Raw genomic sequence first — 15,333 nt, forward strand, 5'->3', positions numbered from 1 at the left:
AGAAATAATATACAAGAAGACCTCCACTTAAGTGGAGGTCTTCTTGTACTTTTTACTTTATACTTTGCGAACATTATGAGGGTTAGGGATGTCTCGTAATGTCGTAAACTAATTTATCTAGCTAGCTGTGGCTTTTTTATCAAAGGTGTAACTGCTGGGATGACGATGCTGGTAAGTATAAGAATTCCACCAATCATGCCAGTAGTTCCTAGTCTTTCATTCAGGAATGTGTATCCGAGTATCGCAGTGACGAGCGGATTAAATGCACAAAATAGTCCTGAGATAGATGCAGATAATTTGCTCTGTGCAACTGGCTGAAGCGTGAAGCCAAAGCAGGTGCATACTATTGCTAGAAACATTATCACGCCCCATGCCTTAGGTGCGGTAGGGAAACTTGGTCCTTCGACAACCATAGCTAGTATATATGACGAAGCTCCTATAAATGCAACCTGGACTATTCCGAGCATAAAAGGATCATCACGCTTTGAAAATCTGTCGGTAGCCACTACGGCGCATGTGTACGCTAGTGCGCTGAGTATGCACATGAATTCTCCGAAGGTAAGTCCTATATGACCATCCTTAAGTGTCAAGAATCCAACACCAGCTAGTGCGACTAGAGCGCTGATAATTGCGGAAGCTCTAGGGACTCTTCTAACCAACAATGCATCCGCTAGCGGAACGAAAATAATCGCGGTATTCTCTAGGAATGATGTAGTCGAAGAATTTGTCATCTTGAGCCCAATCAATTCAGTGGTCATCGTCAGTAGGAAGAAAAAACCAATGATTGAACCGTGGATGACAAGCTGCTTGTCAACTTTCTTGATATCCTTGCGGAATAGAAAGAGTAAGATAATAGCAGCAAGTGGGAAGCGGTAGCCGTTCAATGTGAGCGGCCCCATATATGATAAACCCGTTGTTGCGAATAGGAGCGAGGTTGCACGCAGTGAAATTACTGTAAACAGCAATATCATAGCGCGATTTCTTCTCTTCGTATCCACCTCGGACCCCCACTTTCTTAATATAAACTGATGTAACTAAATTATAATAAAAAATCTATTTTGATAATATCGCTAAATAATCAAATGTATTATGATAAAATATCATAACATGATTAAATCTTTAAAGCAGTTCTGCCATAGGGTAGAAATGAGGATATAAGAGGATATAAAATGGAAGTTGAGAAAGTCAAGGCACTGCTTCGTGCAATTGATCTGGGGAACATGTCTTCAGCAGCTGCTGAGCTCGGATATACTCCTTCAGGAATTAGCCGTATGATGGCATCATTAGAGGAAGAGACTGGGGTCCGTCTTGTAAATAGAAATAGGAATGGCATTTCGCCTACAGAGGCATGCAATCAGCTTCTGCCCAGCTTCATATCTCTAGTTAACTCTGCCAATCACTTAGAACAAAATATCGCAGAAATTAGTGGAGTGATAACAGGCGAAGTTCGCGTGGCTACAGCCTACTCTACATACTACAAGTTCCTAACGGATTTGATTAAGGAGTTTTGCGTAGAGTATCCGGGCATCGCAGTTGACGTCACTGCAGGAAGGAGTTCAGCCCTAATGGCAGAGCTTGAACGCGATAAATTGGACTTTTGTCTTATAAGCTACCGTGAGGGTACCTGTGAATGGATGCATCTCATAGATGACCCGTTTTACATATGGGTGCCAAAGGACCATCCAGCAGTAGCTGATGGTGTTTATGATATCCACAGGATATATGATGATAGTTACATCGATTTATATCCTGGTCGAGAGAGTGACGGTTCTTTGATGTTCAAGTCATATGATATTAATCCCCCTATTAGGTATAAAACCTCAGATGCTTTCGCAGCATACTCAATGGTTGAAGCAGGATTGGGGGTGACTACTGTTAATGGAGTTTCAATAAATCAATGGCACGGAAATGTCACGGCGCTGCCAATCTCACCGAGCTATAATGTACCTATAGGTATTGCAGTTCCTGAAACTGAGAGAATCTCACCGGCGGCTAAAAGATTTAGAGATTTTGCGCTTGTTTTTTTTGAAGAACATAAACGGCATATGATGGAAATTATTAATGATAATGATAAAAAATAGTTTAAGTTATAAGTGTGCAATATAATATAGCTAAATGATATATGTGGCATAATGATAAAGGATATGGAGGTGCTAGGATGAACAAGAAGCATAATAAAGCTGGAAATACAGTGGATGAGCATAATTTAAAACAGGCATTTAAGGCAGATAGACCGCGCAAAAACCGCAAGGAACGAATGGCGAGGATTATGGCTATATTGATGATTATACTTATGGTAGGGTTCTCATTCATAACTGCGGGCATATTTCTTTTAGATTAGAATATAATTAAATAGATAAAAAATTGTGTAAAAATTGGTTGTGCTATATTCCATGACAAGGCTTTGACAAGTCAAAGCCTTGTTTTTTTGCCCTTTGCTTGTTTGTAAAGAATTTTGATGAGTGATATAATTCAGATTAAATCACGTCCTATATGATTTTAGGTCTTTTGGCTAATTTTACAGGACAGAAAGGATAACGCTTATGTCGATAGCAGGTATTGAAAAAGTCAGGGAAGCTGAGGCGAAAGCAGCTCAGATTAAAAAATCATCTGAAGAAGCTGCAGCTCAGATTATAGCTGACGGTAAGAAGGAATCTAAGGTTCTACTAGAAGATGCTGAAAAAAAAGGTACCGAGACTTACAAGGCTGCAATTGCCTTCGCTGAAGCTAAGGCAGAGGAGTCATATCAAAAGAAGATAGATTCAGAAGCCGTTTTATGCGAGCAACTTAAAGCCTCAGCTAGAGAGAATCTCATGCAAGCAGCTTCAGCAATCGTCGGAAAGGTAGTGGGTGCTTATGGCAACGATTAAAATGAAAAAGTTGTCCGTCATAGGTATGAACGATGAGAAGCAAGCGCTGATTAAAGAGCTCATGGATCTCGGGATTGTCGAAGTCGCAAATCCTGAAGGCAAGCTTCAAAGTGAAGAGTGGACGAACCTTGTTGTGAAGGATGGCGATGAAGCTACTTTGGCTGAATTCGACAAGAAGATCTCATATGCTGACTCAGCACTATCTTTACTAGATAGATATGACGGCAGCAAGAAGCCGATGTTTCCAGCCCGCAGGGTTGTTACGGAGGCTGAGTATTGTGAGATTTTAGGAAAAGAGAAGGAGTTTGAGGAGGAAGTACATCGCTTAAATGAGTATGGCAGTGGTATTGCCGATGCTTACAGTAAAGCAAACTCGGCAGAGGTACTCAAGCTGTCGCTTGAACCTTGGAGAGCATATAAACTTCCTATTGAGCTCACAGAGACAGAGTGTTTAAGTATTCGCATTGGACTGATGCCACTAAGTACGGATGTTCAGGAAGTCGAGAACGAACTGGAAGCTGCAGGACTACCTTCAGTAGTGCAGTGTGTCAACAAGGACAAGGAACAGATGTATGTTAATGTGTGGTATTTTAGAGATGACGAAGATGCTGCACTCGAAATAATCAAACGCTATGGCTTTACCATTGCTCCAATTGCAGAGCTTGAAGGAACGGCAGAGGAGAATATCTCTAGGGCTGAGCATGCGATTGCCGATGCTAATAGTGAGAGAGAGAGTCTTGAACTCAAGGTCAAAGAGATGGAGAAATCCAGAGCTGATGTTGAGTGTTACCACGATATCATGGTAATTGGGCGCGATAAAGCATTCGTTCGCAGTAGACTTCTCACAACTGATGAGACGTTCACCTTTGATGGATGGACACCAAAATTCGCTTCTAGCAAGGTTGAAAAATTGCTGGAAAAATACACATGTTGGTACGAACTGACAGACCCCGATGAAGATGAGGATGTACCGGTGCGTCTACAGAACAAAAAGTTCTTTGCACCAATCGAATTTATCACGGAGATGTATTCGTTACCTAATTGGAAAGAGATTGATCCGACATCAATTTTCGCGATTTTCTATATCATATTCTTCGGAATTATGTTCGGAGATGTGGGATATGGAATCATATTATGCGTAATGTCGGTATATGCACTTAAGAAGAACAAACTGTATGAGGGAGGACCATATAAGCTCCTGAAAGTATTATTCTACAGCGGAATCTCCAGTATATTCTGGGGCGTTATGTTTGGAAGTTTCTTCGGAGACCTCATCCCTGTAGTCGCAAAGACGTTCTTCGGTAAGACAATTGTCATCAATCCGTTATGGCTGGATCCAGCTAAATCACCGATGATATTCCTCGTGTTCTCATGCGGTCTCGGCGTTATACACCTGTTTGTCGGAATGGGGATTAAAGCGTACGAAGAGATAAGGGATGGAAAGTTCCTCGATGCATGTAAGGATGTATTTGCATGGTATCTAATCGTTGCAGGAATTATACTGATGTTGTTTGGAGCGAGAGTTTCTTCTGGAGCTCCTGGCATTGGTAAGATTATGGCAATAATAGGTCTGGTTGCAGCTATAGTCCTTCCGTTCATAACCAATAAAGGAATTACGAAGGGACTCGGCATCTGGGACATCTATAGTGGATTGACAGGAAATCTGTCCGATATACTCTCGTATTCGAGACTTCTCGGACTTGGTCTAGCTTCTACATCAATAGCTCAGGTATTTAACTTCCTGGCTTCGATGGGAGGTAAAAGTGTAGTCGGAGTGGTTATGTTCCTGGTAATAGGAATTCTAGGACACACACTAAACTTCGGAATCAATGCCCTGGGAGCATTTGTTCACTCCTGCAGACTTCAGTACGTAGAGTTCTTCGGTAGATTCTATGAAGGTGAAGGTAAAGCATTTGAACCGTTAAGCAGAGATACGAAGTATATTAATGTAATTAAGGAGGCAAAATAATGAGTTTAGGTCTAACTTTAGCTGTACTAGGTGCAGCAATTGCGACAATCGCAGGCGTAGGTAGTGCTATTGGTGTTGGTATTGCCGGTGAGGCAGCTGACGGTGTAATGTCTGGTGACAAGGTGAGCTTCGGTTCAACTCTTGTACTTCAGGCTCTTCCTGGAACACAGGGTATTTACGGAATGGTTATCGCTATCCTGATTCTTACTAAGATTGGAATTCTAGGTGGCAACCTTGTAAATGTTTCTACAACACAGGGACTTGCATTCCTGTTTGCAGGAGTTCCAATCGGAGTTGTAGGTATCGTTTCTGGATATACACAGGGTAGAGCAGCAGCTGCTGGTATGCAGCTCATCTCCAAGAAGGACGGAGCTCTAGGTAACGCTATCATCTATGCTGTAATGGTAGAGACATACGCTATCCTAGCATTCATCATCTCGTTCCTTATGTACAACGGCGTTCAGATTGGATAATCGCACACAAATCGTTGTAACTAATTTATAGAAAGGGACGGTAAGAATGAGTATAGAGTCTATAACTGAGCGAATCCTAAGGGAGGCTCAGGCTTATTCCGACAGTCAGAGAAGCGAGGCAGAAGCAGTCAAAGCCGAAATACTCAAAGAGGCAGAGGTAGAGGCAGATGAGCTCCTACGAGGCTACGAGGAAAAGGCTAAGAATGATGCCGAAGTCCTAGTTAGCAGAAGACAGTCGGTTGCGGACCTCGATGCGCGCAAGATGAAACTCGCTGCTAAGCAGGCTGTTATTGATGAGTGCTACAAAGAAACAGTTGATATGATTCTTAACCTAGAAACCGGAGAGTATGTTAAGTTTATCTGTAGACAGCTCGGTGCATATCAGCAAGAAGGTGGAGAGGTTCTGCTTAATAAAACAGATAGAGACAGAATAGGTGCTGAACTTGTAAATCTATTCAAAGGTACAGCGCTTACACTAAGTGATGAAACCGTTGATATTGAAGGTGGATGTATACTTAGAAGAGGTAATATCTCATACAATGCTTCGTTGGAGAAGCTGTTATCAAATGCAAGAGAAGAGTTGACCGCAGAGGTTGCTGGAATTCTGTTCAAGTAACCGCTTTAACCAGAAAGGAGGCATATTTTGGGAACTGATTTCGTATATGCGAGCTCATATGTGAGAAGCCAAGAAGGCAAGTTGCTCTCAAGTGAGCAGTTACGCAATATGACAGAGTCTAAAAATATCGACGATATATGCAAAGTTCTGCAAGATGCTGGTTATGGTTCTGAAGGCAACGCTTTAACTGCGGCAAATTATCAAGAAGTGCTTAAGGACGCCGAAGCTTCGTTCTTCGCTGAGGTGAAAGAACTTAGCAAGGACAGTAAGGCACTCAATATTTTCTGCTATCCTGCTGACTACCATAATTTAAAGGTACTAATTAAAGCAGAGTCACTAGATGTTGATAGAGACGAGCTGCTTATGGAAAGTGGGACTATCAGTGCAAGCGAGATGGCTAAGAGCGTCAAGGAGCGTTCTACTATGAACCTCACAGAGAATATGGCAAGTGCACTCGCTGAAGCGGTAGATGTTCATGCTCGTACTAATGATCCGCAGATGATTGATTTTGTCTGTGACAAGTACTGCTTTGCAGATATTATCGAAGCAGCAGAAGCATCAAAGAACAGCTTTGTTAAAGGCTATGTATCGCTTTGGATTGACACTGTTAACCTCAAGACATTTGCGAGAGTTAAAAAGATGGGACAGCCATGGAATTACTTTGAAAATGTATTTATTCCGGGCGGAACTGTAGATTTACAGGTGTTCCTAGGTAGTTATGAGGATGACTTCAAGCAGGCCACAGAAAAATTCCAGGCTTGCAACATCGCAAAAGCAGTGAGCGAAGGAGGAGAACAGATTGACAATAGCGGTGATTTTACACTGCTTGAGAAGATTTGTGATAACCTTCTCGTGGAATACAGCAGAGAAGCTAAAACCGTGACATTTGGTCTTGAACCATTGGTTTCGTATCTAGTGGCTAGGCAGAATGAGGTGAAGGCTATCCGCATCGTGCTTGCTGGCAAGCTTGCTAAGATGAGCCCAGAATTAATTAGAGAAAGACTGAGGGAGACTTATGAGTAAGATTGGTATTATTGGTGATGCCGATAGTGTGCTAGGCTTCAAAGTCTTTGGGCTAGATGCATTCGCGTGCAGAAGCAAGGAAGAAGCCGCAGATAAATTGCATAGTATCGTAAAGGATGATTATGGAATCATCTATATCACTGAAAAGTATTACAAAGAAATAGGTAATGAAATCGCAAAATATGAAACCCTTCGTATTCCAGCAATAGTTCCAATTCCTGGAAGCGATGGGGGCTATGGCGCAGGCCTTAACAACGTCAAGAGGGCTGTTGAGAAGGCTGTTGGTGCTGACATACTATTTGGCGATAAATAATGGAGGTAATCATGGAACAAGGTAAAATCGTTAAGATATCCGGACCTCTAGTAGTTGCTTCGGGCATGAGCGACGCAGATATGTATGACGTAGTTAAGGTCGGAAATCAGGGCCTTACTGGAGAAATCATCGAGATGCGCGGTGGAAATGCTTCGATTCAGGTATACGAGGAAACCGCTGGTCTACAGCCAGGTGAGCCAGTTTACTCTACTGGGGCTCCACTATCTGTAGAACTCGGACCGGGACTTATTGAGACCATTTACGATGGAATTCAGAGACCGCTGTCTGTGCTTCTCGAGAAGACAGGCACCAATATCGCTAGAGGTGTATCGGAGCCAGCGCTTGACCGCGACAAGAAATGGGATTTCGTTGCAGTTGCAAAGGTTGGAGACGAAGTTTCGGCAGGAGAAGTTCTGGGTACGGTTGAGGAGACAATCGCCGTAACACAGAGGATTATGGTTCCTTACAAGGTTAGCGGTAAGGTTAAGAGCATCGAAAGTGGTAGCTTTACAGTTGATGAGACTGTAGCAGTTATCGAGGATGCTTCTGGAAAAGATATCGAAGTTAAGATGATGCAGAGATGGCCAGTAAGAGTTGAGCGTCCTTACAAGGAAAAGCTTTCACCTGAAGAGCCACTGATCACAGGACAGAGAGTAATCGATACAATGTTCCCAATCGCTAAGGGTGGTGTAGCTGCTGTTCCGGGACCTTTCGGTTCAGGAAAGACTGTAGTACAGCACCAGCTAGCTAAGTGGGCAGATGCTGATATCGTAGTTTATATCGGATGCGGAGAGCGTGGAAACGAGATGACAGACGTACTCAATGAGTTCCCTGAACTCGTTGACCCTAAGACAGGTGAATCTCTAATGAGAAGGACTGTGCTAATCGCTAACACTTCCGATATGCCGGTAGCTGCGAGAGAAGCATCCGTATATACCGGAATTACAATTGCAGAGTACTTTAGAGATATGGGCTACTCAGTAGCTCTCATGGCTGACTCAACATCTAGATGGGCTGAGGCTCTTCGTGAGATGTCTGGTCGTCTTGAAGAAATGCCTGGTGAAGAAGGTTATCCGGCTTACCTAGCATCCAGACTTGCACAGTTCTACGAGAGAGCTGGTAAGGTTGTATGCCTTGGTAGTGAGGGAAGAGTTGGAGCTCTATCCGCTATCGGAGCTGTATCACCTCCAGGAGGAGATATTTCAGAGCCAGTATCACAGGCTACACTCCGTATCGTAAAGGTGTTCTGGGGACTGGACGCTAATCTAGCGCATGCTAGACATTTCCCTGCAATTAACTGGTTAAACAGCTATTCGCTATATGCAGATAGACTTAACGTATGGTTTGCAGAGAACGTTAACAAGGAATTTCCAAATCATAGAGCAAGAGCTCTCAAGCTACTTCAGGAAGAGGATGAGCTGAACGAAATCGTACAGCTAGTCGGAGTGGATGGTCTATCTAAGGAAGACCAACTCAAGCTTGAAGTCTGCAAGATGATTCGTGAGGACTACTTGCACCAGAATGCATTCCACGAAGTTGATACATTTACATCTACGAACAAGCAGTTTAAGCTTCTAGATTTAATCCTTCGTTACTATGACGAAGGCCTGAGAGGTCTTCACGAGCATGCCGACTTTAAGGCAATCACTTCACTGCCTCTAAGAGAGGATATCGGAAGATTTAAGTACCTTGAAGAGGATGTGGTAGATGGAGAGTATACTGCACTTGTTGGCAAGCTAGAGGCTTCTATAGAAGAGCTTATTAAGAAGGCAGGTGAACTGAATGATTAGAGAATACAAGACTATTTCTGAAGTAGCCGGCCCTTTGATGGTTGTTAAGGGTGTAGAAGACGTAGGCTATGATGAACTAGGTGAGATTGAGCTTGCAAATGGCGAACTGAGACACTGTAAGGTTCTCGAGCTTAACGGTACTGATGCTGTCGTACAGCTATTTGAAAACTCCGCAGGAATGAACCTTAAAGAGAGTAAGGTAAGATTTCTTGGTCATGGAAATCAGCTAGGTGTATCACTCGATATGCTTGGAAGAGTATTTGACGGAATGGGCAGACCTATAGACGGCGGTGCTGAAATTATTCCTGATGAATACCTCGATATTAACGGACTAGCCATGAATCCGGCTGCAAGAGAGTATCCGTCTGAGTTCATTCAGACTGGTGTATCCGCAATCGACGGACTCAACACCCTAGTTAGAGGACAGAAGCTTCCTATCTTCTCTGGATCAGGACTTCCACACGCTAACCTTGCAGCTCAGATTGCAAGACAGGCTAAGGTTCGCGGTACAGATAGCAAGTTCGCTGTAGTGTTCGCAGCTGTAGGTATCACGTACGAAGAAGCTGAGTTCTTCATGACAGATTTCCGTAGGAGTGGTGCTATCGATCGTTCTGTAATGTTCCTAAACCTTGCTAACGACCCTGCTGTAGAGCGTATTGCGACACCTCGTATGGCGCTAACTGCTGCTGAGTACTTAGCGTTTGAACAGAACATGCACGTTCTCGTTATCATCACTGATATTACGAACTATGCTGAATCTCTTCGTGAGGTTTCTGCTGCTCGTAAGGAGGTTCCAGGTCGTCGTGGTTATCCAGGGTATCTGTACACCGACCTCGCTACTATGTACGAGAGAGCTGGTAAGAAGAAAGGAATTGATGGTTCAATCACTATGATTCCAATCGTATCGATGCCTGAGGATGACATCACTCACCCAATTCCTGACCTTACTGGATATATCACAGAGGGACAGATTATCTTATCCAGAGATCTCTACAGAAAGGGTGTTACACCGCCAATCGATGTACTTCCTTCACTATCCCGTCTAAAGGACAAGGGTATCGGTGAAGGTAAGACTCGTAAGGATCATGCGGACGTACTCAACCAGCTCTTTGCTATCTACGCAAGAGGTAAGGAGTGTAAAGAGCTCATGGCTATCCTCGGAGAAGCTGCGCTTAGCGATGTTGACAAGCTATATGCGAAGTTTGCTGATGAATTTGAGAACAAGTATGTATCACAGGGATACGAGAAGGATAGATCCATTGAGGAAACACTAGATGTTGGCTGGGAGCTTCTCAGAACGATGCCTAGATCAGAACTCAAGCGTGTAAAGAAAGAGTACCTCGATGAATTTTATGACAAGAAGTAGCTCAGTAAGAAAGGGATGATCTTATGGCAAGACTAAATGTTAACCCAACTAGAATGGTCATGTCTAAGCTTAAAGGGCAACTCAAGGTGGCTATCAAGGGTCACAAGCTCATGAAGGATAAGAGAGACGAACTTATGCGAATCTTTCTAGAACTCGCTAGAGAGATTAAAGCACTTCGTGAAGAGGTGGAGCCGATGCTTGAAGAGGTGTATGGAAGCTTTTCAGTAGCGCGTGCCGTAATGACACCAGAGATGCTAGAGGAAGCTCTAATGTATCCTAAGCAGAGTGTGAAACTCGTTGCGGAAGAGAAAAACGTAATGAGCATTGATGTTCCGTCCTTCGATTTTGAGCAGGAGAATACGCAGACAGGAAGCGTGTACCCTTATGGATTTGCGACCACGTCAGGTGAACTCGATAAGTCTATTGAGAAGCTCTCCATTCTATTCCCTAAGCTTCTGCAGCTTGCTGGAATGGAGAAGGAGGCTATGCTCATAGCCGACGAAATCGAGAAGACCAGAAGACGTGTTAATGCTCTTGAGTATGTCAAGATACCAAACTACAAGGAGACCATCAAGTATATAAAGATGAAACTTGATGAGAACGAGAGAGGTAACCAGACAAGACTCATGAAGGTTAAGGACATGATGCTGAAAGAGAATATCGAGCAGCAACGTGAAAAGGATGCTGAGATGCTCGCCCAGATGGCAGAATAAGAGCCTAGGCATAACAATCTAATAGTTAATAAAAAGAGCTCCGAGTTTTTCTTCGGAGCTCTTGCTTTATGTGTTCTATGAAACGTTAGTCAAGAACCGTTATGTCAATTCCTTCTCTTCCAGTAAGGAACTCTTTGATGAGTGCAAGTGCTAGTTTCACTCCGCCCTCACTACTGGATTCAACATTGAGAGGCATCACTGGATCATGGAGTGACTTCCTGAGAAGGAACCAGCCATCATGACCATCGAGGCTATAGTTGATGCGTACTCCTTCGTAGTTAGGGAGTTCAAGCGATAAGCCTGCGGTATGCTCTGTCCAAGCCGTCATATCCTCGAGGATTTTATCTCCAATCTCACCGAAGTTGTCAGTCGTCAGATTAAACCTAATTTCCAATGACTCAGCAGGCTCAGCAAGTTCAGCAATCATGTACTCGATGCCTTTACATTCCTTCTTGAGGTTAGCCGCATTGATAATTGTTTGAACAGCAAGGAAAGCACCGTCATCCAAGTAGTAGTTGTCAGAGTAGGCTGCGTGACCCGAAGTCTCGATAGCGAGAAACGCATTTTCACCTTCTGCTGATAGCTCTATAGCCTTGTTGATAACATTTTTGTAACCTCTCTTATACCTGAGGTGCTTTAAACCGAGTTTATCTTCAAGGAAAGTGTGTAGCTCGTTTGACGTGATGCTGTCAGTGACGACAGTACCGCCAGGATAATCATCTGCACCGATGGCAGCTGCAAGAGCGACGATTGCATTTCTGCTGATTGGCTTACCCTCTGATGTTACAGCGGCACTTCTGTCAACGTCCGTGTCAAATATTATTCCAAGGTCAGCACCTGTCTCGCGCACCTGCTTACAAATCGACTCCATAGCCGCTTTGTTCTCAGGGTTAGGCTGATGATTTGGGAAAGTTCCATCTGGGTCGAGAAACTGACTGCCACCGATATCTGCACCGAGAGGTGCGAGGACGTTATTTGCAAAGAATCCGCCAGCACCATTTCCAGCATCTACAACGATTTTCATATTGCTCAAATCTCCACCTACTCCCGTGCTGATCATCGAGCGGAGGTGAGCGGCGTACATCTGCATCAGATTTACGCTTTCAGCATGGTATTCGAAAGGAAGTATGTGGGCACTTGCCGCATATTCGAGAACTTCCGTGATGTCTACCTTGTTTAGTCCGCCTTCAGCGGTGAAGAACTTAAATCCATTTCTGTTAAATGGCAGGTGGCTAGCAGTGACCATTATTGCTCCATCGAACTCATAGTATGGCATAATTGTCGACATATACATCGCCGGTGTGGAAGCGAGCCCAGCATCGCTAACCTGGACACCAAGATATGCCATGCCAGACATGAGCGCATCTGCTAAGTCTGGACCAGTGATACGTGGATCTCTGCCAACACATATCTTAAGGTCAAATGAATTCTTTCCAACCTTAAAACCTAACCAGTGTGCAAATGCCGCGCCAATTGCAAGTGCGTTGTACCTTGTCAGGTTTACATCTTCACCTTCAACACCGTTCATGGCGATTCCTCGAATATCGCTACCGTTTTGAAGCTTTAAAATTTCTTTGCCCATATTCTACTCTCCATATATAAATGTATTTAGCATGTTATGACGTAAATCACATAACCGTCAAAATCATTGTTTGCAAATTGCTATAATGAAACTTGCACTGATATCATTATACAGAATTATGTGATGAATATGTTATGATACTTGTTAATAATGCATTTCGTTTCATGATATTGAGTTAAATATTTTGCAGTGATATAATTTAGTTTCATTAGGTGTGTTCGTGAGATTTAATATAGAAGGAGATTGCTATGAGAAGTGACAAATATAAAGACATTGAAGCAGGAGACCGTGATTACGGAACTTGCGTGTTAGAAGCAAAAGAAGCCGATGAAATAACGGTAGATAAAAAAAGTGAGAAGGATAAGAAGGAAAATATGAGCAAAAAGACCAATAATAGGGTCAAAAGAAATAGTGCGATGGACTGGGCATTTAGGGTAATAATATTCTGCCTAGTTTGTGTAATTGTTATTAGTGGGTATAAAGTTGGAACGGCGCTTTACAAATATCACCATTCTAGGAGCGGATTTAAGCAGGTTGCGAAGGAAGCAAAGGTAGATCCTAATCAGTTTACGGGGGTCGTGGATTTTGCAGCTCTACAGAAGATCAATCCTGATGTAGTTGGATGGATTTATCAGAAGGATACCATAATCAACTATCCAATCATGCATGGAAGTGATAACGACATATATTTACACTCAGATATCAACAAGAAGTACAGTGTATCTGGTTCGATTTTTATGGATTATAGGAATAGTGCTGACTTCTCTGATTTCAATACGATTATCTATGGTCATCATATGCATGACGGCAGCATGTTCAAGTCGCTAAGAGGATATACGAAGGAGACGGACTACTACAAGGATCATAAGACTTTTGAGCTTATTACGCCTGATAAAAAGTATCACCTCCAGATAATCTCGGCATTTATTACACCCGCTACTAGCGAGGCCTATACTTACTCGTTTAATTCAAGTGCTGACAAGCAGGCATTTTTAGATTTTGCTGCGAAGAATTCAAAGGTTTCCACAGGCGTTACAGCGACGACAGATGACAAGATTATCACACTCAGCACATGTGCTTATGACTATGATGAAGCTAGATATGTAGTCGTTTGTAAAGCAGTTCCTTGGACCAAAGCTGAGATAAAAGCAGGTAAGAAGTTACAGGCGAAGATAGACAAACAGAAGTAAGTTAGCTTCTAGATTGCAAATTAATGAAATTTTACCACAGAATATAAAAATTAGAGGAAGATGAGACCTTCCTCTTTTTTATTTGTGAGATAAACAAATTGATACCCTAAAATCTTTTCTCATCTACATTATTAGTACCTGTACGGATAATCCTGTATAATTAATATATAAGATGTTAGAGAGGTGACATTATGGGTATCGACAAAACCAAAATTCGTGATGAGCTACTGCCAGAGGTGCGTAGTTATGCGGACAATACTCCGCTTGCCGATAAGGATACACTCGACTGTAGCCTTGGTATCAATCCGTATGGCTTCCCAGATGTAGTGATCGATATTGTTCATAGTTTCGATGTAAATAGGCTGTATCAGTATCCGCACAGCGATGAGGCTCAGGAAGCAGTGGTCAAGTACTGGCAAGACTACGCCTTCATCGAGCCGGAAAATGTCGTTATGACTGATGGAAGTGTCTCGGCACTAAATCTACTTGTAAATGTATTTGCAAAACCAGGAGCAGAGGCTGTTATGTTCATGCCGACATTTACCGACATGGTCGAATATTCGCGAATGATGGGTATGAAAGTGCACGGAGTAGCGACTAGTCTTGAAGATAATTTCAAAGAGGATGTAGACCGACTTATCTCAGCAATTACAAAGGATACATCGTTTGTGTATATCGATAATCCCAATAATCCAACAGGTCAGGTTCTGTCGAATGAGGAGCTAGGACGTATTTTAAGCAGATGCGAAGAACTAAGCGTCTATGCGATTGTCGATGAGGCATATGCTGATTTTATCCCTAGGGAAGAATCAGCGGTAATGCTCGGACCCAAGTATAATCACATGATTAGTGTTCGCACCTTCTCAAAAGGATTTGGACTTGCAGGAGCTAGAGCGGGTTACATAATCACCAATAAAGAGCTTGTGAAATACATCAAAAAAGTTAGCAATCCTTACATGATGAACGAGATGAGTAGAGCGATAACGGCTGCGATACTCAATTACGATGTGCAGCCAGTTGAGCACGGCACCGACTTTACAATTATTAAGGGGGCTCTTCGTGATGCCTGCGGAGATAAGCTAATAATGGCAGAGACGGATGATAGAGTACCTATATGCCTACTCAGACACATTGATGAAAACGTTGATCTGCAGGGGCTACTCATAAATGAAAATATCTTGACTTGTAGTGGCAGCGAATTTGAGCCACTTAGCAAAAACTTTGTAAGACTGCGTGTACCGAAAATCTCTGAAGCGGGCAAGCTGATACAGGCGATAAAAAAAGTGGCTATCTGATATAGTTATATCGGTGAAAGTTTCTTGCTAGCATGAGTGGACGTAAGGATAGTGGAGATTGAAGAAGGTGAATCTACAGACTACTACCGTGATGAAGCTGGGATTCATTACGTTCCTAAACGCAAGCTTGATG

15 protein-coding genes are annotated in these 15,333 nt (G+C 43.0%); 13 read left to right on the forward strand and 2 right to left on the reverse strand.

Annotated elements, in window-relative coordinates; translation table 11 throughout:
• Window positions 1-113 precede the first annotated feature (113 nt).
• The gene (locus Q7O90_RS00545) at window positions 114-998 is read right to left on the reverse strand and encodes a DMT family transporter (RefSeq protein ID WP_304126200.1); all 885 of its coding nucleotides are present in this window, start codon (window positions 996-998) and stop codon (window positions 114-116) included.
• 171 nt (window positions 999-1,169) lie between these two features.
• Between Q7O90_RS00545 and Q7O90_RS00550 the strand changes: the two genes are divergently transcribed.
• The 11 genes from Q7O90_RS00550 to Q7O90_RS00600 all read left to right on the forward strand — a co-directional run bounded on the left by Q7O90_RS00550 (window position 1,170) and on the right by Q7O90_RS00600 (window position 11,133).
• Complete coding sequence (locus tag Q7O90_RS00550; RefSeq protein WP_304126201.1) at window positions 1,170-2,081, forward strand: LysR family transcriptional regulator; 912 nt, start codon at window positions 1,170-1,172, stop codon at window positions 2,079-2,081.
• A gap of 77 nt (window positions 2,082-2,158) precedes the next feature.
• On the forward strand, window positions 2,159-2,341 hold the full coding sequence (locus Q7O90_RS00555) for a hypothetical protein (RefSeq protein ID WP_287300365.1): 183 nt from the start codon (window positions 2,159-2,161) through the stop codon (window positions 2,339-2,341).
• 202 nt (window positions 2,342-2,543) lie between these two features.
• A complete protein-coding gene (locus Q7O90_RS00560; protein ID WP_304126203.1) occupies window positions 2,544-2,870 on the forward strand; it encodes a hypothetical protein in 327 nt (108 codons plus the stop codon).
• A complete protein-coding gene (locus tag Q7O90_RS00565) occupies window positions 2,857-4,839 on the forward strand; it encodes a V-type ATP synthase subunit I (protein ID WP_304126204.1) in 1,983 nt (660 codons plus the stop codon). The genes Q7O90_RS00560 and Q7O90_RS00565 overlap by 14 nt, the downstream gene beginning before the upstream one ends.
• On the forward strand, window positions 4,839-5,312 hold the full coding sequence (locus Q7O90_RS00570) for a V-type ATP synthase subunit K (protein ID WP_106057301.1): 474 nt from the start codon (window positions 4,839-4,841) through the stop codon (window positions 5,310-5,312). The genes Q7O90_RS00565 and Q7O90_RS00570 overlap by 1 nt, the downstream gene beginning before the upstream one ends.
• Before the next feature lie 46 nt (window positions 5,313-5,358).
• Entirely contained in the window at window positions 5,359-5,928 is a 570-nt protein-coding gene (locus Q7O90_RS00575; protein WP_304126205.1) for a V-type ATP synthase subunit E, read from the forward strand.
• Between the two features lie 27 nt (window positions 5,929-5,955).
• Window positions 5,956-6,951, forward strand: coding sequence for a V-type ATP synthase subunit C (locus Q7O90_RS00580; protein WP_304126206.1), 996 nt, complete (start codon window positions 5,956-5,958; stop codon window positions 6,949-6,951).
• Window positions 6,944-7,264, forward strand: a complete 321-nt coding sequence (locus Q7O90_RS00585; protein WP_273450991.1) for a V-type ATP synthase subunit F — start codon at window positions 6,944-6,946, stop codon at window positions 7,262-7,264. Before Q7O90_RS00580 ends, Q7O90_RS00585 begins: the two co-directional genes overlap by 8 nt.
• Window positions 7,265-7,275: 11 nt before the next feature.
• Window positions 7,276-9,054, forward strand: coding sequence for a V-type ATP synthase subunit A (locus Q7O90_RS00590; protein WP_304126207.1), 1,779 nt, complete (start codon window positions 7,276-7,278; stop codon window positions 9,052-9,054).
• Window positions 9,047-10,420 (forward strand): V-type ATP synthase subunit B, encoded by a 1,374-nt coding sequence (locus tag Q7O90_RS00595; protein ID WP_287300371.1) that lies wholly within the window; start codon window positions 9,047-9,049, stop codon window positions 10,418-10,420. Before Q7O90_RS00590 ends, Q7O90_RS00595 begins: the two co-directional genes overlap by 8 nt.
• A 23-nt stretch (window positions 10,421-10,443) precedes the next feature.
• A complete protein-coding gene (locus Q7O90_RS00600) occupies window positions 10,444-11,133 on the forward strand; it encodes a V-type ATP synthase subunit D (protein ID WP_106057295.1) in 690 nt (229 codons plus the stop codon).
• Between the two features lie 85 nt (window positions 11,134-11,218).
• Here Q7O90_RS00600 and Q7O90_RS00605 read toward each other — a convergent pair whose 3' ends face one another.
• A complete protein-coding gene (locus Q7O90_RS00605) occupies window positions 11,219-12,715 on the reverse strand; it encodes a phosphomannomutase/phosphoglucomutase (RefSeq protein ID WP_304126208.1) in 1,497 nt (498 codons plus the stop codon).
• A 248-nt stretch (window positions 12,716-12,963) separates the two neighbouring features.
• On the opposite strand from Q7O90_RS00605, the gene srtB reads away from it, so the two are divergent.
• Window positions 12,964-13,905 carry a class B sortase gene (gene srtB / locus Q7O90_RS00610; protein WP_304126209.1) on the forward strand — a complete coding sequence of 314 codons (942 nt, stop codon included), beginning with the start codon at window positions 12,964-12,966 and terminating at the stop codon, window positions 13,903-13,905.
• A gap of 191 nt (window positions 13,906-14,096) precedes the next feature.
• Complete coding sequence (locus tag Q7O90_RS00615) at window positions 14,097-15,200, forward strand: pyridoxal phosphate-dependent aminotransferase (RefSeq protein ID WP_304126210.1); 1,104 nt, start codon at window positions 14,097-14,099, stop codon at window positions 15,198-15,200.
• Window positions 15,201-15,333: the final 133 nt, after the last annotated feature.

The sequence above is a fragment of the Mogibacterium diversum genome (genome assembly GCF_938028775.1).
Taxonomy (GTDB): Bacteria; Bacillota; Clostridia; order Peptostreptococcales; family Anaerovoracaceae; genus Mogibacterium; species Mogibacterium diversum_A.

Excerpts from the sequence above, each read along its gene's own strand:
- Q7O90_RS00550 (WP_304126201.1), top strand. The coding sequence starts at position 1,170 with ATGGAAGTTGAGAAAGTCAAGGCACTGCTTCGTGCAATTGATCTGGGG.
- Q7O90_RS00555 (WP_287300365.1), top strand. The coding sequence starts at position 2,159 with ATGAACAAGAAGCATAATAAAGCTGGAAATACAGTGGATGAGCATAAT.
- Q7O90_RS00560 (WP_304126203.1), top strand. The coding sequence starts at position 2,544 with ATGTCGATAGCAGGTATTGAAAAAGTCAGGGAAGCTGAGGCGAAAGCA.
- Q7O90_RS00565 (WP_304126204.1), top strand. The coding sequence starts at position 2,857 with ATGGCAACGATTAAAATGAAAAAGTTGTCCGTCATAGGTATGAACGAT.
- Q7O90_RS00570 (WP_106057301.1), top strand. The coding sequence starts at position 4,839 with ATGAGTTTAGGTCTAACTTTAGCTGTACTAGGTGCAGCAATTGCGACA.
- Q7O90_RS00575 (WP_304126205.1), top strand. The coding sequence starts at position 5,359 with ATGAGTATAGAGTCTATAACTGAGCGAATCCTAAGGGAGGCTCAGGCT.
- Q7O90_RS00585 (WP_273450991.1), top strand. The coding sequence starts at position 6,944 with ATGAGTAAGATTGGTATTATTGGTGATGCCGATAGTGTGCTAGGCTTC.
- Q7O90_RS00590 (WP_304126207.1), top strand. The coding sequence starts at position 7,276 with ATGGAACAAGGTAAAATCGTTAAGATATCCGGACCTCTAGTAGTTGCT.
- Q7O90_RS00595 (WP_287300371.1), top strand. The coding sequence starts at position 9,047 with ATGATTAGAGAATACAAGACTATTTCTGAAGTAGCCGGCCCTTTGATG.
- Q7O90_RS00600 (WP_106057295.1), top strand. The coding sequence starts at position 10,444 with ATGGCAAGACTAAATGTTAACCCAACTAGAATGGTCATGTCTAAGCTT.
- Q7O90_RS00605 (WP_304126208.1), bottom strand. The coding sequence starts at position 12,715 with ATGGGCAAAGAAATTTTAAAGCTTCAAAACGGTAGCGATATTCGAGGA.
- srtB (WP_304126209.1), top strand. The coding sequence starts at position 12,964 with ATGAGAAGTGACAAATATAAAGACATTGAAGCAGGAGACCGTGATTAC.
- Q7O90_RS00615 (WP_304126210.1), top strand. The coding sequence starts at position 14,097 with ATGGGTATCGACAAAACCAAAATTCGTGATGAGCTACTGCCAGAGGTG.